Source organism: Pseudoalteromonas sp. SG41-2 (assembly GCF_014164535.1).
In the GTDB taxonomy this organism is placed as follows: domain Bacteria; phylum Pseudomonadota; class Gammaproteobacteria; order Enterobacterales; family Alteromonadaceae; genus Pseudoalteromonas; species Pseudoalteromonas rhizosphaerae.
Map to the genome: position 1 here is coordinate 66,432 of NZ_JACJFK010000018.1, position 24,604 is coordinate 91,035.

The window sequence follows — 24,604 nt, forward strand, 5'->3', positions numbered from 1 at the left end:
CGTTGTCACTTGTAATAAGAGGGGGCGTTCTCATCCGGCCTAGTTTTAAAGCGTCGATGAACCCACATATATTGTTCTGGTGCGGCATTAATAGCTTCTTCAATGCGTTGATTTACACGAGTCACATCGGCGAGGTTATCGCCAGATGGAAAGTCTTCAAGCATAGGGCGTACTTCTAAATGATATTTTCCCTGTTCGTCACGTCGACTTATAAGACTGACGGTTTCACAGTGCTTACTGGCTGCAAATAGCAAAGTCCCAGTGGTAGTTGCGGTATCTTGAACTGCAAAAAAAGGTGCAAATTCACAGCGTTGGCGGCCATAATCTTGATCGGGTAAGTAATAACATAATTTTTTATTTTTTAAGGCTTTGAGTAGGCCTTTAACATCGCGTTTGCCAACCACAAATTCATTTGAGCGTAAACGACCATTGGTAATAAAATATTCCATTAGCGGATTATTATGGGGGCGGTAAAAACCAATACCTTGATAGTGTAATCCCATGACACGGCTTGCCATTTCAAGATGCAGTATGTGTGGGACTATCATTAGAATCCCTTTACCAGATTGTTGTATTTGCTCAAAGTATTCAAGCCCTTTAACCGAGCCGCAAACTTTTTTTACACGCCAATCAGGCCACCACCATGACATGGCTGTTTCAATCATACCTATACCGGTATTTTCTAAGTTAGAAAGTACTAATGCTTGTTGTTCGGCTGCGGGCATATCTGGAAAGCAGCGTTTAATATTGACTTCAGCAATATGGCGACGACTTTTCATAAAACGATGGACTAAGCGACCTAGCAGTCGGCCCAATGCAAGTTGTAATTTCTGCGGTAGCCAAGAAATTATATACAAAATAAATACGCCAAACCAAGTAAACCAATAACGAGGGCCCAAGAAAGACCATTTAAATGGGGAGTTGTTGACCACAGAAGTATCTCATATGCAAAAGAAGCTAGTTTAACTGGATGAATAAAAAAATACAAAAAAGCCAGCAAGTTGCTGGCTTTTAAATGAGTAATGTTAAGCTTATCTTTATTGGATTTCTTTTAAACCTTGGTTGATGGCTTGTAAATCATTACTTGTTAACGTGCCCGCTGCTTGTTTTAAGCGTAGCGTTGATACAACGTAGCGATAGCGTACATCAGCGAGGTTACGTTTGGCGTTAAATAAGTTTTGTGTACTGACCAGTACGTCAACAATAGTACGAGTACCCACTTCAAAACCAGCTTCAGTGGCTTTTAATGCACTTTCAGCAGAAACTACTGCTTGTTCAAGGGCTTTAAAGGTCGCAATATCTGATACTACTTGATTATAAGAGGTGATCACCGAGCGGGTTACGCCACGTAGACTAGCTTCAAGATCTTCACTTGCAGCAACATAAAAAGCACGTGCCTGCTCAGTCGCTGCAGTAGTAGCACCGCCTGAATATATTGGCACACTAAAGTTAATGCCAATATTTGTACTATCACCACGTGGACGGGCAGTGTTGCTATTGCTATCAGTTAGTGTATCACCGTAGCTGGCATCTAAAGTCAGCTTAGGGTAATGACCCGCTTGTGCTAAATCAATTTGATCTTTAGCGATATCAACCGTTACTTTAGAGACCTGCAGAGTTAAATTATTTTGTTCTGCAAGCTTAATATAATCGGGTGATTTTTTTGCTGGTTGAACTGTAGAGAAAGTCTCAGTGTTTAACATATCCAGCTTAGCGTGATATTTACCGGTGATTTCGCGAAGCTGCTCACGGGCAGTTTCAACGCCGTTTCTGGCAACGATTTCGCGGGCAACCGAGTTATCGAATTGTGCTTGCGCTTCATGCACATCGGTAATTGCCGTTAAGCCTACTGCATAACGCTGTTTGGTTTGCTCAAGTTGACGTTCAATAGCGCGTTTTTCAGATTGTACAAATTCTAAGTTATCAATCGAACTTAATACGTTGAAATAGCCATCAGCAACACGAACAATGAGATCTTGCTTGGCAAAGTCATATTGAGCAGCTGCTTGCAACGCTTGTTTGTCTGCAATACCGAGTGAATTCCATGCACCTAAATCAAACAGTGTCTGGCTTAGTTTAAGACCACGGCTGAATGTATCTGAATCGCTATCGACCTTGGTGTAACCTGCCGCATCAGTACCATTAAATGATGTGCTATCGGTTTTATCATACCCCATAGAAAAACCGATTTGTGGCAATAATGCGCTCATTGCACGGTCACTGTTATAAGCTTGTGCGTTTGCTTGGGCTTTTGCTTTTAAAACAGTAGGATCGTTAGCTGTGGCGATTTCATAAACTTGTAATAAGTCTTCAGCATTTGACGCTGTGGCAGTTAATGCGCAAGATATACCAATCAGCGCAGCAAGAATGTTTTTTTTCATTATTCGTTCAGTCCTTAGACAATTTACGTTCTAAAAGCATGGTAACCTGTTTTACTTAAGAACAAAAAAAAATTTGCGTAAAACAGCGTAAACAAGTGTAACAGAATATATACCCAAACCACCTCAATATGTCAGTTTCAGTTGGAATTAAAAGCGATTTAGGCAAGGCATTGATTGTAAGTTATAGTGGTTCTATTATTAAAATCAATAACGCAGTATAAATCGCTTTTAAACCAACCCCCTGGGCGTTTCACAGGAACTTACTCTCATCGTTGTTACTTCTTAAAAGGGACTGCCATTGTTGCAAAGTAACGCCTTGATATTAAGCCCCTGTGAAACGCTGGATTCTGCATCTTGAGGTGGTTTGGGTATAATCCCCGGACATGATAGTAAGTATCTAGGTTTAAATTCAAGTAATAGCATGTGTAATAGGAAACTTCATGGCTGATGAAAAGCTCACAAAATTTACCAAACAAGACGTTAAAATTGCTCCTATAGAAGTACTTTATAGCGGCTTTTTTAATATTAACTTATATCAGTTTGAACATGCATTATTTGCGGGGGGTCAATCAGAGACTATCCGTCGTGAGATACTCGAACGCGGTGACGCGGTTGCAGTTTTACCGTATGATCCCATAGCAGACAGTATTTTATTGATAGAACAAATACGTATTGGCGCGATAAGAACTAAACAGTCACCTTGGTTATTAGAATGTATAGCAGGCATGACCGATGGCAGTACTAATTATGAAGATGTCGCTAGGCGCGAAGCATTTGAAGAAGCGGGCTTAGTACTGAGCGAATTGGAGTTTATGCTATCGTACCTGTCAAGCCCAGGAGGGACTACTGAGCGGTTACATCTTTATCTTGCAAAAACGGATTTAAGCCAGCTGCAAAGTGACGTGTATGGACTTGCAACTGAAGGTGAAGATATTAAAACGCATATTCTCAGTTTTGATGATGCAATGGCGCGTTTAGCAACCGGTGAGATAGATAATGCTGCCTCGGTAATTTCATTGCAGTGGTTAGCGCTTAATCGCGAACGTATAATTAATCAGCGCAGCTAAAATAGTAATAGACTACCCTTAACCTCTAACTTTATGGCGGTAATGTGACAGCACTTGCAGTGAAACAACGATATATTCAGAGTCTTCCTAAATACTTGACGTTATGTGAGCATAACTACTTACGTGCTTTAAAATTGCTGCCCAATGAGCGCAAAGAAGGCAATACACGTCAAGTACAATTGGGTAATAACCAGTTTGTAATTAAGGTGGATGGCTGTGCTAAATACACGATGGATATTTCAATAACCCAATTAACCGGTATGTTAAAAGGGTTTAATCCGCTGTTTTTAACTGTGCGTTTATATCACGATGCAAAAGTTGCTGAAATAATTCACCATGATTACCATCAAAGGATCAAACCTTCATATGGTTACCCTAATCCGCAAATGCATCAAAAAGATGAAAAATATCAACTTAATGCGTTTTTGTATGATTGGTTAGTGGCGTGTGTTGAAAGTGGTCGAGCGGTACTTAACTGGGATATAAATGATGGCCTGGTTTGATGAGTCGGCGCAGTTCAATAATACTCAGCTGCGCTTAGCGCATATTACCGATTGTCACTTATTTGCAGACCCACAAGGGGAGTATTTTGCGGTCAATACCGCTGAGCACTTTTCTCGCGCGCTTGCTGATATGGCACACCAGTCATTAGACGCTGTGATCTTTGGTGGCGATTTAACCCAAGATCACAGTTTTGCATCATATTTGTTGTTTGCTCAGCTGATTGCCGACTCAGCGCTTACTTGCCCTGTTTTTTGGCTGCCTGGTAATCATGATGATATCAGTGCGATGCAGCGTATTTCTGGTGGTCAAATCAATAGTGCAAAACGGTTAATTGCCGATGGCTTTGAAGTGTTGTTAATTAGCTCTAAAGGGCCAACACCAGCAGGTTGGGTAAGCGAAGCCGATTTAAATGAACTCGCTGATTTATTAGCGACTTCACAGTCGCCGAGCGTGGCTTTTTGCCACCATAATCCATTACCTATTAATGGTTACCTAGACAAGCATATGCTCGAAAATGGCCCGCAACTACTTAATGTATTGCATAATAGCGCGCTAGTAAGGCAGTTATTTCATGGTCATGTTCACAATGACTATCAATTTAAATTCAGAAGTATTGAGATTTTTGCCACGCCAGCAAGCTCAGTGCAGTTTACTAAACACACCGATGACTGGCAGCAACACAATGCGGGGCCTGGTTATCGATTGTTGACAATATCAAAGCCAACAAACAGTGCAAATCTATTAATTAACTCGGAACTGATGTGGCCCAACGAGTAATTTATATTCATGGTTTTAATAGCAGCGAACATTCATTTAAAGCTGTCCGCTTTGGTGAGTATATGGCACACTATGACGTTGATTATTGTGTGCCACGGCTAAGCCATGAACCGTTTCATGCGATAATTCAAATTGAACAATTATTAACGCCAAATACTGTATTACTTGGCAGTTCTTTAGGTGGTTTTTACGCCACTTATTTATCGCAAAAATATCAGTTACCAGCAGTGGTTATAAACCCTGCGGTTAAGCCTTATTTATTGTTGAGTTCTTTGTTAGGGCCGAACTATAATCCCTATCAGGATAGCCATTACGAGCTCAACAATAGTCATATTAACGCGTTAAAATCACTGTCGATACCCAGCTTAGAGCGCCCATCATTACTGTATTTATTACAGCAAACGGGTGATGAAGTACTGGATTATCAGCAGGCCGTTAAATATTATTCACAATGCAAGCAACAGATAGAATTTGGTGGTGATCATAGCTTTGTTGGCTTTGAAGACTCCATTGCTAGTATTGTAGATTTTCTTAAAATCACGTAAACATAGCTAAGCGCATAAAAGATAAAAACTATGAGTCAGCAAAATTATAACGCCGAAGCCATTGAAGTATTAAATGGGTTAGAACCTGTTAAACGCCGTCCTGGTATGTACACCGACACCACCCGTCCTAATCACTTAGGACAAGAGGTTATTGATAACAGTGTCGATGAAGCCATGGCCGGACATGCCACTAGAATTGATGTCATTTTGCATGAAGATAATTCGCTAGAAGTTAGCGATGATGGCCGTGGTATGCCTATCGATATTCACCCAGAAGAAGGTATTCCTGGGGTCGAATTGATTTTTACCAAGCTGCATGCTGGTGGCAAGTTCTCTAATAAAAACTACCAATTTTCAGGTGGTTTGCACGGGGTAGGGATCTCCGTGGTTAATGCATTATCAACGCGCGTTGAAGTGGTTGTGCGCCGCGATGCACAACAATACATGATGGCGTTTGAAAGCGGTGATAAAGTTGAAGATCTTCATGTTATAGGCACCGTAGGTAAACGTAATACAGGTACAACTGTACGTTTTTGGCCTGATGTAAGCTACTTTGACTCAGCTAATTTCTCGTTGACTAAATTACATCATTTATTAAAAGCTAAAGCCGTACTTTGCCCTGGCTTACGTATTAAGTTTGTTAATAAACAAACCAAAGAAACCCAAGAGTGGTATTACGAAACAGGCCTTAAAGACTACTTAAACGAAGCTGTTAAAGGTTACGAAGTACTGCCAAAAGACCCATTTACCGGTGAGTTTTCAAGTTCAACGGAAGGTGCTGATTGGGCGGTTGTTTGGTTACCTGAAGGCGGTGAATCGATAGCTGAAAGTTACGTTAACTTAATACCAACTGCGCAAGGCGGTACTCACGTAAATGGTTTGCGACAAGGTTTACTTGAGGCTATGCGTGAGTTTTGTGAATTTAGAAACTTACTGCCGCGTGGCGTTAAGCTCACCCCCGATGACATTTGGGAACGGTGTAGCTACGTTTTATCAGTGAAAATGCAAGATCCACAATTTGCCGGTCAAACCAAAGAGAAATTATCTTCTCGTTCGTGCTCGGCATTTGTATCTGGGGTGGTAAAAGATGCATTCAGTTTATGGTTAAATGAGCACACCGATACTGCTGAGTTACTGTCAGAGTTATGTATTTCTAATGCACAGAAACGTCTTCGCGCAGCCAAAAAAGTGGTGCGTAAGCGTGTTACCGCAGGTCCCGCATTACCGGGCAAATTAACCGACTGTAGCGCTGCAGATAACGACCGTACAGAGCTATTTTTAGTAGAAGGTGACTCAGCTGGTGGCTCAGCTAAACAAGCACGTGATCGTGAGTTTCAGGCAATAATGCCACTACGTGGTAAAATTTTGAATACGTGGGAAATTGAGTCTGGGCAAATTTTAGCGTCACAAGAGGTGCATGATATTTCTGTGGCGCTGGGTATCGACCCTGACTCAACTGATATCTCTTCGTTGCGCTATAATAAAATTTGTATCTTAGCGGATGCTGACTCCGATGGACTGCATATTGCGACTTTGTTGTGTGCACTATTTGTTCGTCATTTCCCAACGTTGGTGAAAACGGGTCACGTATATGTAGCTATGCCACCGTTGTTTAGAATCGACATTGGTAAAGATGTTTATTATGCCCTTGATGAAGATGAAAAATCCGGCATCCTAGCGCGTATTGAAGCAGAGAAAAAACGCGGTAAAGTAAACGTTCAGCGTTTCAAAGGCTTGGGTGAAATGAACCCACTGCAACTACGCGAAACGACCATGGATCCTAATACTCGCCGCTTAGTCCAGCTAACCTTAGAGGATGAAGTGGAAACCATGGAAATGATGGATATGTTGCTGGCGAAAAAGCGCTCATCAGATCGTCGTCAATGGTTAGAAGACCACGGTAATCGTGCTCAAGTGTGATTTTTCAAGGGTGTAATGCCATGCAAGTACAGCAAGGGAGTTGTTTTAAACATTTAAACAGTTTAGTTTTATTAACGATTCTTGTTACTTGTTTGTACTTGTACTGCGCACCTTTAAAAGCACAGCAAAAAACCGCTTTTGATGAGCAATGGTTAACAACACAACTGCATACCGCCCACGAAAAAAGCATTCAGGATCCAGGCCAAGCCATTGAGTTTTTAGCGCTATTATTAGTAGAGCATACGAGTCGCTTAACAGTGTTACAACGCACAAGGTTACAACTCAATTTAGCTGAAAATTACTTGTTAAATGGTGAAATAACTAAATCCATTGAATTGGAACAGCAAATAGCGAAGCAGCTAAACTCACTAAGTAGTGATGCGCTGATAAGCTACTACTTAGTAAAATCGGATATTTACAATTTTACTGGGCAAACTGAAAAATCATTAGCAGTTTTAATGACAGCTAAAGAGCTAGTTGAACAACTTGATAATGATAAGCTAAAAAGTGATGTATATGGCGCTTTAGCTAATTTTTATGTGTATAACCATGATGATATTCGGGCATTAGATTACTTCTATAAAAGTTATGTAATTATTAAGCGTAGTGGAAGTTTACTTGATTTAGCCTACATAGAATCAACAATGGCAAAATCGTACGAATATTTGTTTGATTACAACAAAGCAATTGAAGTGCAAACTAAGGCATTAGATTATTTTTTAAAACATGACTTAGCGTTTGACAGTTTAGTGTCGTATTTTCATTTAGCTAAAGTTTATTTAAAGATGGGGCGCAGCCAAGAGGCGATTGCAAGTAGTCAGAAATTACTGACGTTGAGCAAAAAGTTAGCCAATGAAAAATTAGTGTACTACGGTTATATTATCTTAGCGGAAGCATATTTATTAGAACAAGATATGGCTCAAGCTAGCCATTATTTGTCATTGAGTAATCAATATTTTGACAGGCTTGAAGATGTAGTTACCATTGCTAACCACTTCTATACTCAAGCAGGTATTGAGTTAGCACTGAATTTGCCTGAGCAAGCCACGATAACCTTAACTAAAGCGCAGCAGTTGTCGAAGCAAATTCCGATAGAAAACAGTATCACATCACTATTGAAGTTAACCCGCTTGCTTACTCAGCTTGCGGTGCAGCAACAAGATTATCAGCAGGCGTACTTACATCAGCAAGATCTTATCGCTTTAAATGCTCAACATTATAATAAAGTGCGCGAGTTATCCCGTTCTCGCTATCAAGTTCAGTTTGATACTAAACAAGTAGAAATTGAACGACAGCTGCTTGAAAAAGATAAAGAACTTAGCGAATTTGCATTACAAGAAATTAAGCAACAGCAAGCATTACAAAAAACCATTATGCTAAGCGTACTATTATTATTTTTATTGCTGTTAATCTTTTCATGGCGACAATATCGTTTAATGCGCAAATTTAGTGTGCTAGCCAATACGGACGTTTTAACTGGTGTGGCTAATCGACGTAAAATAATAGAGTTTGCTCAGTTACAGTGGCAACAGTTAAAAAAAGATGATCACAATTTTTGTTTGATTGCTTTTGATTTAGACCACTTTAAAAACATTAATGATGATTTTGGCCACCCGGCAGGGGATTTAGTGTTACAAGCGATCACGAATACATCTCTGCGAGCGATCAGAGAGAATGATATTCTAGGGCGCATTGGTGGCGAAGAGTTTTTAGTGGTACTCAACAATACCACTTTAGCTGAAGCCACTGAAATTGCTTATCGAATTAAAACTGAGATTGAAAAAGAACGTATAATCAGTGATGGAAATGAGATCAAAGTCACTGCAAGTTTTGGTGTGGCGCAAAAGCAAGCGCAACTAGGCTCATTTAAAGATTTATTTAAAAAAGCAGACAAAGCGTTATATGCCGCAAAAGATCATGGCCGTAATAGGGTAGAAATCGATGAATAAATTACTAGTTTCTGTATTAACATTAGGCTTGCTAAGTACTCCCTTAGCAGCAAAAGAAATCCTTAAAGAACTCAGTGTTCCTGATGGCTTTACTGTAAACATATTTGCCAGTGATGTGGAAAATGCACGGCAATTAGCAGTATCTAAAAAAGGTATTGTGTATGTTGGCTCGCGAAACGCGGGAAATGTGTATGCACTGATTGATCACAATAGTGATGGGGTTGCTGATAAACAAATTTTGGTGGCCAGTGGTTTAACTATGCCTTCAGGTTTAGCGATCAAAGATGGCGACTTATATGTTGCTGAAGTACAACGTATTATTCGCTTCAAAAATATTGATACACAATTGAAAGCACCTAAATATGAAGTGGTTTACGACGCATTACCGACAGAGCGTCATCACGGTTGGAAGTTTTTACGCTTCTCACCAACCGGCGAGCTGATCATTCCTGTGGGTGTACCTTGTAATATTTGCGCTGAAGATGAGCGCTATGGGCGAATATTTTCATTGGATGTAAACACCAAACAAATGACCACGTTAGCACAAGGTGTGCGTAACTCTGTTGGCTTTGACTTTCATCCTAGCACCCAAGCTATGTGGTTTAGTGATAATGGCAGAGACATGATGGGTGATGATCTTCCACCGGATGAACTAAACCGCTTAACAACCGAAGGTGAACATTTTGGTTTTCCCTATGTGCATGCAGGTGCCATCTTAGATCCTGAATTTGGTAAAGGTAAAAATATTGCCGATTACAGTGCCCCAGCTTTAGCCTTGGGTGCGCATGTAGCCCCATTAGGGATTCATTTTTATCAAGGTAAACAATTTCCTGCTAATTATAAGCAACAATTATTTGTTGCTGAACACGGCTCTTGGAACCGTAGTAAAAAATCTGGATATAAAGTGGCAGTTGCCACTATTGAGCAAGGACGTGTGATAAAATACACGCCGTTTATTACGGGCTTTATGAAAAACGAAGAAACATTGGGTCGTCCGGTTGCTTTTGCAGAACTTGCCGATGGCAGCTTATTGATCTCCGATGATTATGCCAATGTGATCTACCGTGTAAGCTATAAAAAAAATTAGGTAGGCTTTGATGAGTGATACAGATACCTTGCTATTGCAAGGAATTGAGCAACAAACAATGGGGCGTTTTACCGAAGACGCCTATTTGAATTATTCCATGTATGTGATCATGGATAGGGCATTGCCACATATTGGCGATGGTCTAAAACCAGTACAACGTCGTATTATTTACGCCATGAGCGAACTGGGTTTATCGGCAACGGCTAAATATAAAAAGTCAGCCCGTACCGTTGGTGATGTACTCGGTAAGTACCATCCTCATGGTGATAGCGCTTGTTATGAAGCCATGGTGTTAATGGCACAACCGTTTTCTTATCGTTACCCATTAGTTGATGGGCAAGGAAACTGGGGTGCTGCAGATGATCCAAAGTCATTTGCGGCAATGCGTTATACCGAAGCGCGTTTATCTAAGTTCTCAGAAGTACTGTTAAAAGAACTTGGCCAAGGGACTGTCGATTGGACGCCAAACTTTGATGGCACAATGGACGAGCCACAAGTATTACCATCACGCTTACCACATATTTTACTCAATGGTATTACGGGTATTGCAGTAGGTATGGCAACTGACATTCCGCCACATAACGTACGCGAAGTAGCCAGTGCCTGTTGTTTGCTATTGGATAACCCTAAAGCTGAACTAGATCAATTGCTTGAGCATGTACAAGCTCCCGATTACCCAACTGAAGCTGAAATAATTACTTCAAAAGCGGATATTCGTAAAATTTATCAAACCGGCCGTGGTTCGATAAAAATGCGCGCTATTTATACAGAGGAGCACGGCGATATTGTCATTACTGCACTGCCACATCAATGTTCTGGTGGTAAAGTACTTGAGCAAATCGCAGCGCAAATGAATGCCAAAAAGCTGCCTATGGTGGCTGATTTACGTGACGAATCAGATCATGAAAATCCAACCCGGATTGTCATCATTCCGCGTTCTAATCGTATTAAAGTGGAGCCGTTAATGGCTCATTTATTTGCCACTACAGACTTGGAAAAAAATTACCGCGTTAATATCAATATGCTTGGCCTTGATGGCCGTCCGCAGGTAAAAGATTTACGAACCATTTTAACTGAGTGGCTGGTGTTCCGCCGTGAAACAGTGCGCCGTCGCCTGCAATACCGTTTAGATAAAGTATTGGCTCGTTTACATATTTTAGAAGGTTTATTGGCAGCCTTCTTAAATATTGACGAAGTGATCGAAATTATTCGTGCCGAAGACAAGCCAAAGCCGGTATTAATGGAACGCTTTGGTATTACAGACATCCAAGCCGAAGCAATCCTTGAATTAAAACTACGTCATTTAGCGAAACTTGAAGAGTTTAAAATTCGTGGGGAGCAAGATGAGCTTGCCAAAGAGCGCGATAAATTACAGCTGACTTTAGGCTCTGAACGTCGTATGTCGACGTTACTAAAAAAAGAGATTCAAGAAGCAGCAGAGCTGTATGGTGACGATCGCCGTTCACCGATTGTCGAACGTCTTGAAGCGAAAGCATTAAGCGAAAAAGATTTAATCCCATCAGAATCAGTAACCGTTGTGTTGTCTGAAAAAGGTTGGGCGCGTGTTGGTAAAGGCCATGATTTAGATGTTGAAGGGCTCAGTTATCGAGCTGGCGATGCATATAAAGCCTCTGCCCGTGGTAAGAGTAATCAACCTGCGGTGTTCTTAGATTCTGCTGGGCGTGCATTTGCCACTGATGCGCATGGGTTACCGTCGGCACGAAGCCAAGGTGAACCAATGACAGGGCGGTTTAACCTCACTGCAGGTGCTAATTTTGAGCATGTAGTGATGGGCGAAGACAAACAAGTACTGTTAATGGCATCAGATGCAGGTTATGGTTTTATTACTGATTTTGTAGATCTAGTAAGTAAAAACAAAAACGGTAAAGCCTTGGTTAGTGTGCCTAAAGGTGGGCAATTATTAGCGCCAATTAGGGTTAATGATGTTGCTAACGATTACTGTATGGCGATATCGAATGAAGGCCGGATGTTGTTATTCCCATTACGTGATTTACCAAAACTAGGTAAAGGTAAGGGTAACAAGATAATCTCTATCCCAAGTGCCAAAGTACAAGCGCGTGAAGAGTTTGTTAAAGTGCTGGCAGTGGTGCCTGAAGGTACCAGTGTTACCCTGCATGCAGGTAAGCGTAAGCTGACTCTTAAACCCAGTGATTTAGAGCATTATCATGGTGAGCGTGGTCGTCGAGGTAATAAATTACCGCGTGGTTTACAGCGTGTCGATGAAGCGGTTGTAGAGTTGACGGCGATTGATGATGACATTGAGCCGACAGAAACTGAGTAAGTATTTTTTTTATATCTATGAATAAAACGGCCTGCTATTGCAGGTCGTTTGTGTTTAAAGCAGAAAAGTAATTTAAGCTTACATGTGTTCGCTAAAAACTCGTTTAGCGGTAAAAATAACGCTATAATGCTGGCGTTATTATTTTTGGAGCGTTTTCTTTGTTAGCTATTATTCGTATTGTTATTATGGCATTGTTTATTTTATTAAGCTGTGTATTTGGTTTACTCCTTTGTTTAGTAAAACCTTTTCATATAAATAATGTACATATTATTTCAAGTTGGTTTGGCACAGTGGCTAAAATGCTTGGTGTAAACGTGGTTATTACACGCCATCCTGACGCGCAAAGTTGTGGCCCTGCAGTGTATGTTGCAAACCATCAAAATAATTACGATATTTTCACTTTACCGGCGGCGGTACCAAAAAACTGTGTCAGTTTAGGTAAAAAAAGTCTTAAGTGGATCCCATTTTTTGGACAGCTATATTGGCTTTCGGGCAATATTCTAATTGATCGGGGTAATCGCTCTAAAGCGGCTGGTACGATCACTAAATCGGCCGATAAAATCAAACAAAAAGGCCTGTCAGTGTGGATTTTCCCAGAGGGAACCCGCAGTTACGGACGTGGCTTATTACCATTTAAAACAGGTGCATTCCACACGGCTTTAAATGCGGATGTACCTGTAGTACCCGTATGTATGAGCACAACATATAAAACCATTAAGCTAAATCGCTGGGACAATGGTATAATCTACATAGACATGTTAGCGCCAGAACCACTTGATAAAACGATTGGAGCACGTGAACACGCAAAGCGTATTCATAGCAAAATGGCTGCTAGAATAACTGAATTAGATGCTCAAGTGAGAGAAAAGTAATGGAAAATTGGCGTGAAATTAGTGAAGACATTGTAACTTCGTTATTAGAAGATGGTTCTGATCCTGAGATCTTATACGAAGTAGAACATCACTTTGTTTGCGAAGACTTTGTCAAGCTTGAGCAAGCTGCACTCGCTGCGTTTAAACTAGGCTATGACGTTGAAGAGCCTGCAGAGCTTGAGCTTGAAGACGGCAGTAAGATTTGGGGCTTTGACATCGTTGTTGAAGCTGAGTTAGATGTTGACGTAATAATGGAAGATGTTGATAAACTAGCACAACTTGCGATCGACACCGACGTAGAATACGACGGCTGGGGCACTTACTTCCAAGAGTAATGTGTTAGCCACTAGGTCCTAATCACTAGGACCTAGTGTAATCCATAACTATTATTGACTCGCCAACTCGCCAACTCGCCAATTCATCATTTCCTAGTGCTTATTTCGTATTCGTTACTTTTGTTATAGACATTTGTAGTGGATCGTTGATAATCAGTAATTATTATTTTTTGAAATGAATTAATCACTTTATATGCTTATTACCCTTCCAATTTCTGAACTCGTACCAGGAATGTTTGTTGACAGTGTTAGCAAGCAGTTTGAGGGGGTTGATAGTATAAAAATCAAAACTCGCGGCCTAGTTCGCGATAAATCGATCATTAAGCGCTTGGTATCCGAAGGAGTTCAAGAGCTGCTGATAGATTTTACGCAAAGTGATGTGAGTGTTCCTGCCAAATATCAGCTCAAACCTGAAGTCGCTGCTGCAACGGCCAATAACCCTAATAAATTAAAGATAAAAAAGGTTATTTCAGTTGAGCAAGAGTTTGCTAAAGCGAGTGTGAGCTATGAGCAACATAATCGTAATTTACAAAGTTTATATGGCGACGTTACCTCAGGCTTAAAGATGAATATCGCACTGCTTGATGGTATAGCTAAAGATATTGTGGCATCGGTATTTCGTAATCATAATGCAATGACTATTTTAACCCGCATTAAAGATAAGCATATGTACAACTGGCGACATATGACTAACTGCGCTATTTTTGTCACTGTATTTGCCAAGTACTTAGGTTACAAAGAAAGTGTTGTGCAAGAGCTTGCCATGGGTGCCTTGCTGCACGATTTGGGACAAGCTAAATTACCACAAGGGATTTTTTCTAAACCTGAAAAAGTAAATAAACTTGAGATGCAAGCGATTAAAAAGCATGTAGCGCAAAGTTTAGGCTTGGTAAAAGGCGAAAAAGGCATTACCCCATTAATGCTTGATATGATAGTTAATCACCATGAGCGCTTAGATGGCAGTGGCTATCCTCGAGGTCTTCTGGGTGAAAAACTTAGTCGACCAGCACGAATTATGGCGATAGTTGATGTGTATGACGCCATGACAGCGGACAGGCCCCATCAATTAGGTGATGAACCGGTCAACGCACTGCGCTATTTACTTGCTAATAAACACATGTTTGATGGCGAGCTAGTACAGCGGTTTATTAAGTGTTTAGGTGTACATCCAGTCGGCACGATTGTTAAATTAACTAATGAACGGTTGGCATTAGTAACCGAAGGTAATCATCAGAACCCCATTCAACCTAAAGTTAAAGTTTTCTATAATGCTAAGCATAGTCATCATATTACGGCAAAAGATGTTGATTTAACTTCACCAGATCATGACTTAAAGATTTTAGCGAGTATCAAACCATTAGATTATCAGCTTAATTTGGCTCGTTTGTTAAAAGAGCATCTGTTGGTTTAAGCGGTTTTTTGGTTATTGCTTTGTTACAGTGTTTTTTAGTTGATTGCTTAGCCGATAATAGCGCACCACTGAAGCAACTCACCATTAATAATAGCCACAATAAAGTCCCATTCTCTGAATGTAACGCACTGCAGCAGCACACTAGTGCGACTAAAGCACAAACAATAGCACCTAACCAATAATGGTTAACAGGGTTATCGCATTCACCAGCTCTAGTGCAGGCACAAAAATTAGCTTTGCAAAAGCAATATACACTTACCCCACAAAAAGCCAACGCAGCAATAATTAATCCTATTTCCACCGCTTCATCTCCTTTGCTAGTCCTGTTTGGCAGTCTAATAGTGCATATTAAACAAGTCAATCTAAATGATAATTAATTGCAAATTGGTTTTTCGCAGCAGCTTATCCGATGAGTTTTAAAAAACTGTTGCTTTGCTGTTAAAAAATGGTTTTTATGGGGTTTTTTAACGCTTTGTTACAGTTTTTTATTTAAAAGTAAGGTACTGTGCAAAGGTTTTGAAGTAACTTACTCCTAATAATTAGAGACAACACATGGGAACCCAAGCATTTTGTTTGGTTAAGGAAACACAATGAAATTTACAAAAACTTTAATTGCAGCATCACTTGCTGTTATGTCTGCAGATACGTTTGCAGCGGCTTTCCAGCTTGCAGAGCAAAATGCCTCTGGCTTAGGGCGTGCATATGCTGGTGAAGCAGCAGTGGCTGATGATGCCTCTGTAGTTGCGCGTAATCCAGCTCTTATGTCTGTATTTAAAGAGCAGCAGCTAAGTATTGCAGGTATTGCTGTCATTCCAGATGTCAGCCTTCGTGGCACTGAAGCTAGTAATCAATCAGTTAACCCTGGTCAACTAAACGACAGCAGTATTGCGCCAGCCGCTTTTGTTCCTGCAGGTTATTTTGTAATGCCTATCGATGACAAGTTTGCTGTTGGTTTTGGTGCGTTTTCAAATTTTGGTTTATCAACTGAATTTGAAGCAGATTACCCTGCAGGCCAGCTTGCAGGTGAAACAGAGATTGTTACTGTAAATATGAACGTAAGTGGTTCATACAAAATCAATGAGCAATTTAGTGTTGGCCTTGGCTTAAACTATGTTTATGCAGATGCGAAAATCATTCGTAACTTTGGTGCCAATCCATTAGGTTTACCAGCACAAACTCAAGCAGTACATTTAGAAGGCGATGATACTGGCTTTGGTTGGAACTTAGGAGCTAGCTATCAGATTGATGAAAATAGTCGCTTTGGTTTTAACTATCGTAGCGAGACAGATATCACATTTGATGGCGAGTTTTCTAACCAATTACCTGCACAAATCGGTGGCCTAGCTGGCGTAAGTGTACCTGGAAGTGTTGAAATCACTCTCCCTGCGATTGCTGAGTTCTCTGGTACACACCAGTTAGATGAGAAAACAGGCTTACACTACAGTGTATTATGGACTGGTTGGGATAGTTTCCAAAAGCTAGAAGCTTATGTTCCAGGCAAAGATACACCTGTATTCTCTAAAGATGAGCACTTCTCAAACTCAATGCGTTACTCAATCGGTGGCGATTATCAGTTTAACGATGCTGTACTATTACGTGCTGGTATTGCTTATGATGAATCACCAGCCGATCAAAAACACCTGTCAATTTCTATCCCTGATACTGACCGTTTTTGGTACTCGTTTGGTGTTAACTACACCATGAGCGAACAAGCAAACCTAGATATTGGTATGAGTATTCTCCGTGGTAAAACACAAAACTTTACTGAATCTGATGGCTTAGGTCAGCAGTGGGGCTTTGAATCAAAAGGCCATGCATACTTATTTGGTGCGCAGTATAACTACACGTTTTAATTTGTAGGCGCGGGTTTATCCCGCGCAAATAAAAAGCCGCGTTATTTATTAACGCGGCTTTTTTTGTGTCTAGCTGTGCGGGGTTCCCCGCATCTAGTTACAAGTTTTCGATCTTGGCTTTTTGCTCAAGTAGTTTTGCTTTCGCATCTGAGAACTCTGCAAGTTTCTCATTTTCTTTAGCAAGGACTGCTTCAGGTGCATTGTTAACAAACTTTTCGTTTGCTAGTTTATTTTGCACTTGAGCTAGGCCTTTTTCGGCTTTTTCAAGCTGCTTAGCAATACGTGCAAGTTCGGCGTCAACATCGATTAGACCTGCCATTGGGATCATGATCTCAAGGTTACCAACATAAGATGTTGCACATGCAGGTGCGTCATCTTTGTTATCAAGCAGCGTAAATTCTTCAATTTTAGCAAGTGATGCTAAGAAAGATTTATTTTCTTCAATACGACGTACATCATCCGCAGATGCATTTGCTAGTAATACTGATAACGGCTTGCTTGGGCTAATATCCATTTCACCACGAATGTTACGAATGGCTAAAATGAATTGCTTAACCCACTCTAAATCATCCATTGCTTTTGCATCAACGTTAGCTTCATTGTAAACAGGGAAGGCTTGTACCATGATACTAGTGTTCGCTGTTTCAAGACCTGCCAGTGGCGCAACACGTTGCCAAATCGTTTCGGTAATGTATGGCATCATTGGGTGCATTAAGCGCAGTAGGCTTTCAAGCACAGTGATCAGTGTATGACGCGTACCACGTTGTTGTGCTTCATTGCCTTTGAATAATACAGGCTTTGTCAGCTCTAAGTACCAATCGCAAAATTGGTTCCAAGTGAACTCATAAAGCGTATTTGCTGCAAGGTCAAAACGGTAGTTATCTAAGTGCTCAGTATAGGTTTTAACAGTTGCTTCAAATTGGCCTAAGATCCAACGATCAGCAAGTGAATACTCTTTAACTGCATCATTTGTAAAGCCACAATCTTGCTCTTCGGTGTTCATTAGTACATAACGGCTGGCGTTCCACAACTTATTACAGAAGTTGCGGTAACCTTCAAGGCGGTTCATATCCCAGTTGATGTCACGACCAGTCGATGCCATTGCCGCTAAAGTAAAGCGCAGTGCATCTGTACCGTGGGCTTCAATGCCGTTATCAAAGGTTTTACGAGTATCTTTTTCGATTTTCTTAGCGACTTTTTCTTGCATCAGGTTACTGGTGCGTTTTGTTACTAAGCTTTCAAGGTCGATACCGTCAATCATATCGATTGGATCAAGTACGTTACCTTTAGATTTTGACATTTTATCGCCATTTTCATCGCGAATAAGACCCGTAACGTAAACCGTTTTAAAGGGCACTTGTGGATTGCCGTTATCATCTTTGATGAAATGCATGGTCATCATGATCATGCGCGCTACCCAGAAGAAGATAATATCAAAACCAGTTACCAATACGTCAGACGGGTGGAAAGTTTTCAAATCATCTGTGTTCGCAGGCCAGCCTTGGGTTGAAAAAGTCCAAAGTGCTGATGAGAACCAGGTATCGAGTACATCTTCGTCTTGGCTAAGTGTTACGCTATCAGCAATGTTGTTTTCACGACGTACTTCTGCTTCATCACGGCCAACAAAAACGTTGCCTTCGCTGTCGTACCAAGCTGGAATGCGGTGACCCCACCACAACTGGCGCGAAATACACCAATCTTGTACGTCGTTCATCCACGAGAAATACATGTTCTCGTATTGCTTAGGTACAAATTGAATATCGCCATTTTTTACTGCGTCTTTTGCAGGCTCAGCCAGTGGTGCAACACGTACATACCATTGGTCAGTAAGTAGCGGTTCAATAACCACACCAGAGCGGTCGCCGTAAGGTACGGTTAGAGCGTGATCTTCAATTTTTTCAAGTAAGCCTAATTGTTCAAATTCAGCCACAATTGCTTTACGTGCATCGAAGCGGTCAAGACCATGCAGGCGCTCAGGAATTGGTGCATCAAACTCAAGCTCTTTACCATCAAAGGTGTAGGTTTCGCCTTGGCTTAGAATTGCGGCATCTTTATCGAAGATATTGATCAACGGCATTTGATGACGCTTACCAACTTCGTTATCGTTAAAGTCGTGTGCTGGCGTGATTTTTACACAACCAGTGCCTTTGTCTTTATCGGCATGTTCATCAGCAACAATTTTAATTCGACGATTAACAATCGGCAGTAAAATCTCTTTACCGATCAAGTCTTGATAGCGTTCGTCATCTGGGTTTACTGCAACGCCTGAGTCACCAAGCATGGTCTCTGGGCGAGTCGTTGCCACTACAATGTAGTTTTTACCGTCTTGGGTTGTAACACCATCAGCCAATGGGTAACGTAGGTGCCACATGTGGCCTTGTTTGTCTTTGTTTTCAACTTCAAGATCAGAGATAGCCGTGTGTAGCTTTGGATCCCAGTTTACTAGGCGCTTACCACGATAAATTAAATCTTCTTTGTGTAAGCGTACAAACACTTCTTTAACTGCTTCTGATAAGCCGTCATCCATAGTGAAACGTTCACGATCCCAGTCAACCGATGCGCCAAGGCGACGAAGTTGTTTTGTGATAGTCCCGCCAGATTGTTCTTTCCACTGCCAAATTTTGTCGATGAAAGCTTCACGGCCTAAGTCGTGGCGTGTTTTACCTTCTTCAGCAGAGAGTTTACGTTCAACCAGCATTTGCGTAGCAATACCTGCGTGGTCAGTACCTACTTGCCATAATGTGTTATTACCTTGCATACGTTTAAAACGCGTTAAGGTATCCATAATGGTGTCTTGGAAAGCGTGGCCCATGTGTAAGCTACCAGTGACATTGGGTGGCGGGATCATAATTGAATATGCATCGCCTTTACCTGATGGTTTGAAGTAGCCTTTTTGTTCCCAGTCTTGGTATAACGACTGTTCAATATCTTGCGGATTGTAGGTTTTATCCATTACACAGAACCTTAAATAAGTACTTAAATGAGTTAGTTAGCTATTTATACAAAAGGTATGTTAGCTATTAATATCTTGCGTGGTGATATTAGCACCGAGTTGGCGTAGCTTTTTAAAGCGCTCACGGGCAGCTTGTTTAGCAGTGGCTTCAACGGGCACAAAATCAAAAACTTGGTTAAACCGACGAATAAAGTCCGGCAATTGTGCAGCCAAGTTAATTAAAACTTTACGATTACCGACTGGCGGGGTAGTACCTATTTCAACGGGCGCACCACCTTTTGGACCTTCACCTTGGAGATTGTGAGGCACAAAACTGTCGGGGTCGAATGACCAAATAGTTTCATCAATGGCATGGGCAATTTCAAGATCATCAACGTAAATAAAGATACGATGACCAAGACGATACTGTTCAGCAGCAATATCAGCCGCTAAGCTAAAGTGATCATCAGCCTTGGCTAATGACTCATCTTGTTGCTTTAGAACGAAAAACTGGGCGTTCATGCTCATTGTATCGGGGCTTCCCACAGTATTGAAAATAATACTTAAATCAAAGCAGGGATTTTGCCATATAACGCGTTTTGCTTCAATTAATACGCTAATTTATACGTTAATAAGTGGGGAATAAATAAGGCGCTAAAAAGCGCCTTATTTAAATTTACAATGTATTGTTAAACGCGGGGTTTAATCTTGGCTGGTTTCGCTTACACCGGCACGGTTGAGTAAATATTGCGTAAGCATTGGCACCGGTCGACCTGTTGCGCCTTTGTTTTTACCACTGCGCCAAGCAGTGCCTGCGATATCTAAATGGGCCCAGTTATACTTTTTAGTAAACTTAGATAAGAAGCATGCTGCTGTTATCGTTCCCGCAGAGCGGCCGCCTAAGTTAGTAAAATCAGCAAATGGACTTTCTAGTTGATCTTGATAATCATCCCACAGTGGTAACTGCCACGCACGGTCGCCACTTTGCTCAGATGCTTTTAACAAGTCATGTGCCAGTGGGTTGTGGTTAGATAATAACCCCGTTGCATGAGCGCCAAGGGCAACAATACAAGCGCCAGTTAAAGTAGCGACATCAATCACGGTTTCAGGTTCAAAGCGCTCGACATAAGTGAGTGCATCACATAATACTAGGCGGCCTTCAGCGTCGGTATTTAGTACTTCAACTGTTTGCCCTGACATAGTGGTCAAAATATCACCCGGACGATAAGCATTCGAGCTTGGCATGTTTTCACAACCTGCGAGTACACCAATTACGTTAATCGGTAATTGCATTTGCACCAAAGCACGCATTGCGCCAATAACACCGGCTGCACCGCCCATGTCGTATTTCATTTCATCCATGGCTTCGCCTGGTTTGAGTGAAATACCACCTGAGTCAAAGGTTAAACCTTTACCAACTAGCACGATTGGGGCTTGATCTTTCGCGCCGCCTTGGTAGTTAATTACCGACATAATAGATTCGTTATCACTACCACGACCAACTGCTAAGTATGAATTCATACCTAACTCTGCCATTTTATCTTCGCCAATTATATCAACCGTAACGTTGTCAAAGTTAGCTGCAAGTTCTTGCGCTTGTTCACCTAAATATGCAGGATTACATATGTTTGGTGGCATGTTCGCTACGTCTTTACATAACTTACTACCTGCAGCAATCGCTAGGCCATGTTCAATGGCGCTTTCACCAATGGTAAGTTCGCGGCGAGTTGGTACGTTAAACACAATTTTACGCAGCGGGCGACGCGGGTCACTTTTTTTGCTTTTTAATTGGTTAAATGTGTACAAGCAGTCTTGGGTGGTTTCGACCGCTTGGCGGACTTTCCAGTAGGTGTCGCGACTTTTAACATGTTGCTCAGTTAAAAAGCATACCGCTTCCATCGACCCAGTTTCATTTAAGGTATTGATAGTTTTTGAAATAATTTGTTTGTATTGTTTGTCGTCTAGCTCGCGCTCTTTACCACAGCCGACCAATAGTATGCGTTCACTTAACACATTGGGTACATGATGCAATAACAGCACTTGTCCCGGCTTGCCTTCAAGGTCGCCGCGACGCAATAAATTAGAGATATAACCATCACTGATTTTATCGAGTTGTTCACCAATGGGGGATAAACGACGTGGCTCATAAACGCCAACTACAATACATGCGCTACGTTGCTTTTCAGGACTACCACTTTTTACGCTAAATTCCATTGTCACTCCTAATTTTGAGTCATTTAACCCTTAAATAAGGGTAATAAAATAAAAATCCAGATACTAGCTTAATATTAGCTTATAAACGCTGACTCATTATGTGTATTTGAACTTTATACTTTTGTAGCCATCAATACCACTAATGCGACAATATATCGAGTTGCTAGGTATGATATTTAATGTTGATGACATATAATAAAACCCTAAGTTTACTCAAATTTTCTTACTCTTGAAGTAAAACATCATGTTTAACAGGGGCGATCATTGCTAATTTTCCGTTATTTGACCACTGAAGTTTTAAAGTCTCAGGTCGCCGTATTTTTAACTTTGATGACAATTTTTTTGTCGCAAAAGTTTGTTGTTATTCTTGGCGATGCCTCTGAAGGCGGCATTCCTGCTAAGTTAGTGCTGTCAATGATTGCACTAAAGTTACCGCAATTGGCATCATTAATATTACCGCTAAGTATCTTTTTAGGGATTATTCTCGCCTATAGTCGCATTTATGCCGACAGTGAAATGACCGTTCTCAAAGCCTGTGGTGTTAGTGAATGGTACGTAGTGCGTGTAACCTTAGTTTCTAGTGTGGTATTGGCGCTATTGGCAGGAGTACTGACTTTATATATAGCCCCATGGGCGAGTGAGCAAGAATATCAATTGAAAGAACAAGCCAAAGCGGATGCCGGGTTATCAGCGCTGCGGGCTGGGCGCTTTCAACAAACAGGTAACGAAAAAGCGGTGGTGTTTATTCATAACATCGAAAAAGGCGGCAAAGAACTACACAAAGTATTTGTAGCGCAACTACCAGACAGCGAAAAAGATAATCTCGCACGGTTAGTATATGCGCAGCGGGGTGTAGTGATCGAGCAAGAAAGCGGTGAGCAGCAATTGGTACTCAGTGACGGTAAGCGTTACGAAACCGACGGCAAAACCCCTGCGCTAAATTTAACCGAATTTGATGGCTATAGCGTACAAATTCGTGAGCAAGAAATAGAACATCAACGCCGTAAACTTGAAGCTGTGCCGACCATAGATCTGTTTGCGATGAAAACGACAGACGCGATTGCTCAGTGGCAGTGGCGTCTTGCTATACCGCTTTCTATTCCACTACTTACTTTATTAGCAGTACCATTGAGTGTCGTTAATCCGCGCCAAGGTAAGTTTGCTAAATTAGTGCCTGCCATCAGCTTGTATTTAGGTTATTTCATCTTATTGAATGCTGCAAAGTTTGCGATTGAGGATGGTAAAATTCCGCCTTCAATTGGCCTGTGGTGGATCCATTTAAGCGCTTTATTTATTGGCGGCTTTTTGATTATCAAAGGGCGACCGCTCGGCGCATGGTTAAAAGCAGTATTAACTAAGCGGGAGTTAGGCGCATGATGAAAACGCTTGATTGGTATTTAGGCCGCAGTGTTTTACAAACCACCGGTTTTGCTTTGATGGTCTTAGTTGGGATCAGTACCCTGATTAAATTTATTGAGCAGCTTAAATCAGTCGGTCGCGGAAGCTACGATATTGGAACTGCTTTGCTATATACCTTATATAGCATGCCAGATGATCTTGTGGTGTTCTTCCCAATGGCCGCTTTAATTGGTGGCTTAACGGGGCTTGGGGCACTTGCATCAAATAGTGAACTGGTGGTGATGCAAGCCGCCGGTATGTCGCGTTTGCAAATTATTCTCTCAGTAATGAAAACCGCAATATTTATGGCGCTTTGTATGATGGCATTAGGCGAGTGGGGCGCACCAGCGACACAACTTAAAGCGAAAGAAATGCGTAATCAAGCAATACATGGTGGTGATGTATTTAACGCTCAGCAAGGTGTATGGGCCAAAGATGGCAATAACTTTATTAATATAGAAGATGTTGACCAAAACGGCGTATTACATGGCGTGAACATGTATCATTTTGATAGTTCACTACAACTTACACAAATTACCAAAGCCCGCGAAGCGGTAGGCCGTAAAGACGGTTGGTTACTTCGAGATGTAAATAAAGTGCAACTCAGTGAAGAGTTGATCAGCACACAGCAGCAAAAAGAAGAGTTTTACGAATCACAACTTACAGCTGAAAAGCTGGGTGTCGTATCGGTAAAACCAGAGTCTCTGTCATTTACAGGGTTGTGGTCATATTTAGGTTATTTGAAACAAAATGAGCAAGATACTAGCACCTACGAGCTTGCTTTATGGCGTAAGATTATGCAGCCAGTATCGATAGCGGTGATGTTATTAGTGGCGCTGTCGTTTATATTTGGCCCACTGCGTACGGTGACGATGGGCGCGCGGATTGTAATGGGCGTAGTAACCGGTATTGCATTTCACCTAACCAATGAAATATTTGGTCCTGTGGTGATGGTGTATCAAATCCCTGCGATAATCGGGGCGACTTTACCAAGCATAATATTTATAGGTTTTGCGACTTACTTGCTTAATAAGCGAAATTGATAACGGGGAGCTAG

20 protein-coding genes are annotated in these 24,604 nt (G+C 41.3%); 14 read left to right on the forward strand and 6 right to left on the reverse strand.

The features are described from left to right. Positions 1 to 5: 5 nt before the first annotated feature. Positions 6 to 932 (reverse strand): LpxL/LpxP family Kdo(2)-lipid IV(A) lauroyl/palmitoleoyl acyltransferase, encoded by a 927-nt coding sequence (lpxL, locus tag H5186_RS15045; protein ID WP_182718454.1) that lies wholly within the window; start codon positions 930 to 932, stop codon positions 6 to 8. 105 nt (positions 933 to 1,037) lie between these two features. Then, positions 1,038 to 2,381: an outer membrane channel protein TolC gene (tolC, locus tag H5186_RS15050; protein WP_149981266.1), complete on the reverse strand. Its 1,344-nt coding sequence runs from the start codon at positions 2,379 to 2,381 to the stop codon at positions 1,038 to 1,040. Positions 2,382 to 2,821: 440 nt separating this feature from the next. Here tolC and H5186_RS15055 point away from each other — a divergent pair, with 440 nt between their 5' ends. The 11 genes from H5186_RS15055 to H5186_RS15105 all read left to right on the forward strand — a co-directional run bounded on the left by H5186_RS15055 (position 2,822) and on the right by H5186_RS15105 (position 15,150). After that, positions 2,822 to 3,448 carry an NUDIX domain-containing protein gene (locus H5186_RS15055; protein ID WP_149981265.1) on the forward strand — a complete coding sequence of 209 codons (627 nt, stop codon included), beginning with the start codon at positions 2,822 to 2,824 and terminating at the stop codon, positions 3,446 to 3,448. 44 nt (positions 3,449 to 3,492) lie between these two features. Next, positions 3,493 to 3,951 carry a DUF1249 domain-containing protein gene (locus H5186_RS15060; RefSeq protein WP_145234962.1) on the forward strand — a complete coding sequence of 153 codons (459 nt, stop codon included), beginning with the start codon at positions 3,493 to 3,495 and terminating at the stop codon, positions 3,949 to 3,951. Next, positions 3,938 to 4,729 carry a metallophosphoesterase gene (locus H5186_RS15065; protein WP_182718489.1) on the forward strand — a complete coding sequence of 264 codons (792 nt, stop codon included), beginning with the start codon at positions 3,938 to 3,940 and terminating at the stop codon, positions 4,727 to 4,729. Before H5186_RS15060 ends, H5186_RS15065 begins: the two co-directional genes overlap by 14 nt. Continuing rightward, the gene (locus H5186_RS15070) at positions 4,714 to 5,274 is read left to right on the forward strand and encodes a YqiA/YcfP family alpha/beta fold hydrolase (protein ID WP_145234964.1); all 561 of its coding nucleotides are present in this window, start codon (positions 4,714 to 4,716) and stop codon (positions 5,272 to 5,274) included. The genes H5186_RS15065 and H5186_RS15070 overlap by 16 nt, the downstream gene beginning before the upstream one ends. 30 nt (positions 5,275 to 5,304) lie before the next feature. Further along, positions 5,305 to 7,194, forward strand: a complete 1,890-nt coding sequence (parE, locus tag H5186_RS15075) for a DNA topoisomerase IV subunit B (protein ID WP_182718451.1) — start codon at positions 5,305 to 5,307, stop codon at positions 7,192 to 7,194. A gap of 20 nt (positions 7,195 to 7,214) precedes the next feature. Further along, positions 7,215 to 9,143, forward strand: a complete 1,929-nt coding sequence (locus H5186_RS15080; protein ID WP_182794629.1) for a GGDEF domain-containing protein — start codon at positions 7,215 to 7,217, stop codon at positions 9,141 to 9,143. After that, complete coding sequence (locus H5186_RS15085) at positions 9,136 to 10,230, forward strand: sorbosone dehydrogenase family protein (protein ID WP_149981262.1); 1,095 nt, start codon at positions 9,136 to 9,138, stop codon at positions 10,228 to 10,230. Before H5186_RS15080 ends, H5186_RS15085 begins: the two co-directional genes overlap by 8 nt. A 10-nt stretch (positions 10,231 to 10,240) precedes the next feature. Then, the gene (parC, locus tag H5186_RS15090; protein ID WP_182794630.1) at positions 10,241 to 12,532 is read left to right on the forward strand and encodes a DNA topoisomerase IV subunit A; all 2,292 of its coding nucleotides are present in this window, start codon (positions 10,241 to 10,243) and stop codon (positions 12,530 to 12,532) included. 158 nt (positions 12,533 to 12,690) lie between these two features. Then, the gene (locus tag H5186_RS15095; RefSeq protein ID WP_149981260.1) at positions 12,691 to 13,404 is read left to right on the forward strand and encodes a 1-acylglycerol-3-phosphate O-acyltransferase; all 714 of its coding nucleotides are present in this window, start codon (positions 12,691 to 12,693) and stop codon (positions 13,402 to 13,404) included. Beyond that, positions 13,404 to 13,739, forward strand: a complete 336-nt coding sequence (rraB, locus tag H5186_RS15100) for a ribonuclease E inhibitor RraB (protein WP_064667208.1) — start codon at positions 13,404 to 13,406, stop codon at positions 13,737 to 13,739. The genes H5186_RS15095 and rraB overlap by 1 nt, the downstream gene beginning before the upstream one ends. 193 nt (positions 13,740 to 13,932) lie before the next feature. After that, the gene (locus tag H5186_RS15105) at positions 13,933 to 15,150 is read left to right on the forward strand and encodes an HD-GYP domain-containing protein (protein WP_182761178.1); all 1,218 of its coding nucleotides are present in this window, start codon (positions 13,933 to 13,935) and stop codon (positions 15,148 to 15,150) included. Here the strand turns inward: H5186_RS15105 and H5186_RS23100 are convergent. Beyond that, positions 15,110 to 15,451, reverse strand: coding sequence for a hypothetical protein (locus H5186_RS23100; RefSeq protein ID WP_149981258.1), 342 nt, complete (start codon positions 15,449 to 15,451; stop codon positions 15,110 to 15,112). The two genes, H5186_RS15105 and H5186_RS23100, sit on opposite strands and share 41 nt — an antisense overlap. Before the next feature lie 289 nt (positions 15,452 to 15,740). Between H5186_RS23100 and H5186_RS15110 the strand changes: the two genes are divergently transcribed. After that, entirely contained in the window at positions 15,741 to 17,003 is a 1,263-nt protein-coding gene (locus H5186_RS15110; RefSeq protein ID WP_145234979.1) for an outer membrane protein transport protein, read from the forward strand. Between the two features lie 97 nt (positions 17,004 to 17,100). Here the strand turns inward: H5186_RS15110 and H5186_RS15115 are convergent, their stop codons facing one another. The 3 genes from H5186_RS15115 to pepA form a co-directional block, all read right to left on the reverse strand. After that, entirely contained in the window at positions 17,101 to 19,956 is a 2,856-nt protein-coding gene (locus H5186_RS15115; protein ID WP_182794631.1) for a valine--tRNA ligase, read from the reverse strand. 60 nt (positions 19,957 to 20,016) lie between these two features. Then, positions 20,017 to 20,463 carry a DNA polymerase III subunit chi gene (locus tag H5186_RS15120; RefSeq protein WP_145234983.1) on the reverse strand — a complete coding sequence of 149 codons (447 nt, stop codon included), beginning with the start codon at positions 20,461 to 20,463 and terminating at the stop codon, positions 20,017 to 20,019. 174 nt (positions 20,464 to 20,637) lie between these two features. After that, positions 20,638 to 22,149, reverse strand: a complete 1,512-nt coding sequence (gene pepA / locus H5186_RS15125) for a leucyl aminopeptidase (RefSeq protein WP_145234985.1) — start codon at positions 22,147 to 22,149, stop codon at positions 20,638 to 20,640. A 264-nt stretch (positions 22,150 to 22,413) separates the two neighbouring features. Here pepA and lptF point away from each other — a divergent pair, with 264 nt between their 5' ends. Together lptF and lptG are read left to right on the forward strand one after the other, a co-directional pair. Further along, positions 22,414 to 23,526, forward strand: a complete 1,113-nt coding sequence (gene lptF, locus H5186_RS15130) for an LPS export ABC transporter permease LptF (RefSeq protein ID WP_149981256.1) — start codon at positions 22,414 to 22,416, stop codon at positions 23,524 to 23,526. Further along, entirely contained in the window at positions 23,523 to 24,590 is a 1,068-nt protein-coding gene (gene lptG, locus H5186_RS15135) for an LPS export ABC transporter permease LptG (RefSeq protein ID WP_182719465.1), read from the forward strand. The genes lptF and lptG overlap by 4 nt, the downstream gene beginning before the upstream one ends. The last annotated feature ends 14 nt before the right edge of the window (positions 24,591 to 24,604 follow it).

Coding starts and splice junctions, on each gene's coding strand:
- tolC (WP_149981266.1), bottom strand. CDS start 2,381: ATGAAAAAAAACATTCTTGCTGCGCTGATTGGTATATCTTGCGCATTA.
- H5186_RS15055 (WP_149981265.1), top strand. CDS start 2,822: ATGGCTGATGAAAAGCTCACAAAATTTACCAAACAAGACGTTAAAATT.
- H5186_RS15065 (WP_182718489.1), top strand. CDS start 3,938: ATGGCCTGGTTTGATGAGTCGGCGCAGTTCAATAATACTCAGCTGCGC.
- parE (WP_182718451.1), top strand. CDS start 5,305: ATGAGTCAGCAAAATTATAACGCCGAAGCCATTGAAGTATTAAATGGG.
- H5186_RS15080 (WP_182794629.1), top strand. CDS start 7,215: ATGCAAGTACAGCAAGGGAGTTGTTTTAAACATTTAAACAGTTTAGTT.
- H5186_RS15085 (WP_149981262.1), top strand. CDS start 9,136: ATGAATAAATTACTAGTTTCTGTATTAACATTAGGCTTGCTAAGTACT.
- parC (WP_182794630.1), top strand. CDS start 10,241: ATGAGTGATACAGATACCTTGCTATTGCAAGGAATTGAGCAACAAACA.
- rraB (WP_064667208.1), top strand. CDS start 13,404: ATGGAAAATTGGCGTGAAATTAGTGAAGACATTGTAACTTCGTTATTA.
- H5186_RS15105 (WP_182761178.1), top strand. CDS start 13,933: ATGCTTATTACCCTTCCAATTTCTGAACTCGTACCAGGAATGTTTGTT.
- H5186_RS15110 (WP_145234979.1), top strand. CDS start 15,741: ATGAAATTTACAAAAACTTTAATTGCAGCATCACTTGCTGTTATGTCT.
- H5186_RS15115 (WP_182794631.1), bottom strand. CDS start 19,956: ATGGATAAAACCTACAATCCGCAAGATATTGAACAGTCGTTATACCAA.
- H5186_RS15120 (WP_145234983.1), bottom strand. CDS start 20,463: ATGAGCATGAACGCCCAGTTTTTCGTTCTAAAGCAACAAGATGAGTCA.
- pepA (WP_145234985.1), bottom strand. CDS start 22,149: ATGGAATTTAGCGTAAAAAGTGGTAGTCCTGAAAAGCAACGTAGCGCA.
- lptG (WP_182719465.1), top strand. CDS start 23,523: ATGATGAAAACGCTTGATTGGTATTTAGGCCGCAGTGTTTTACAAACC.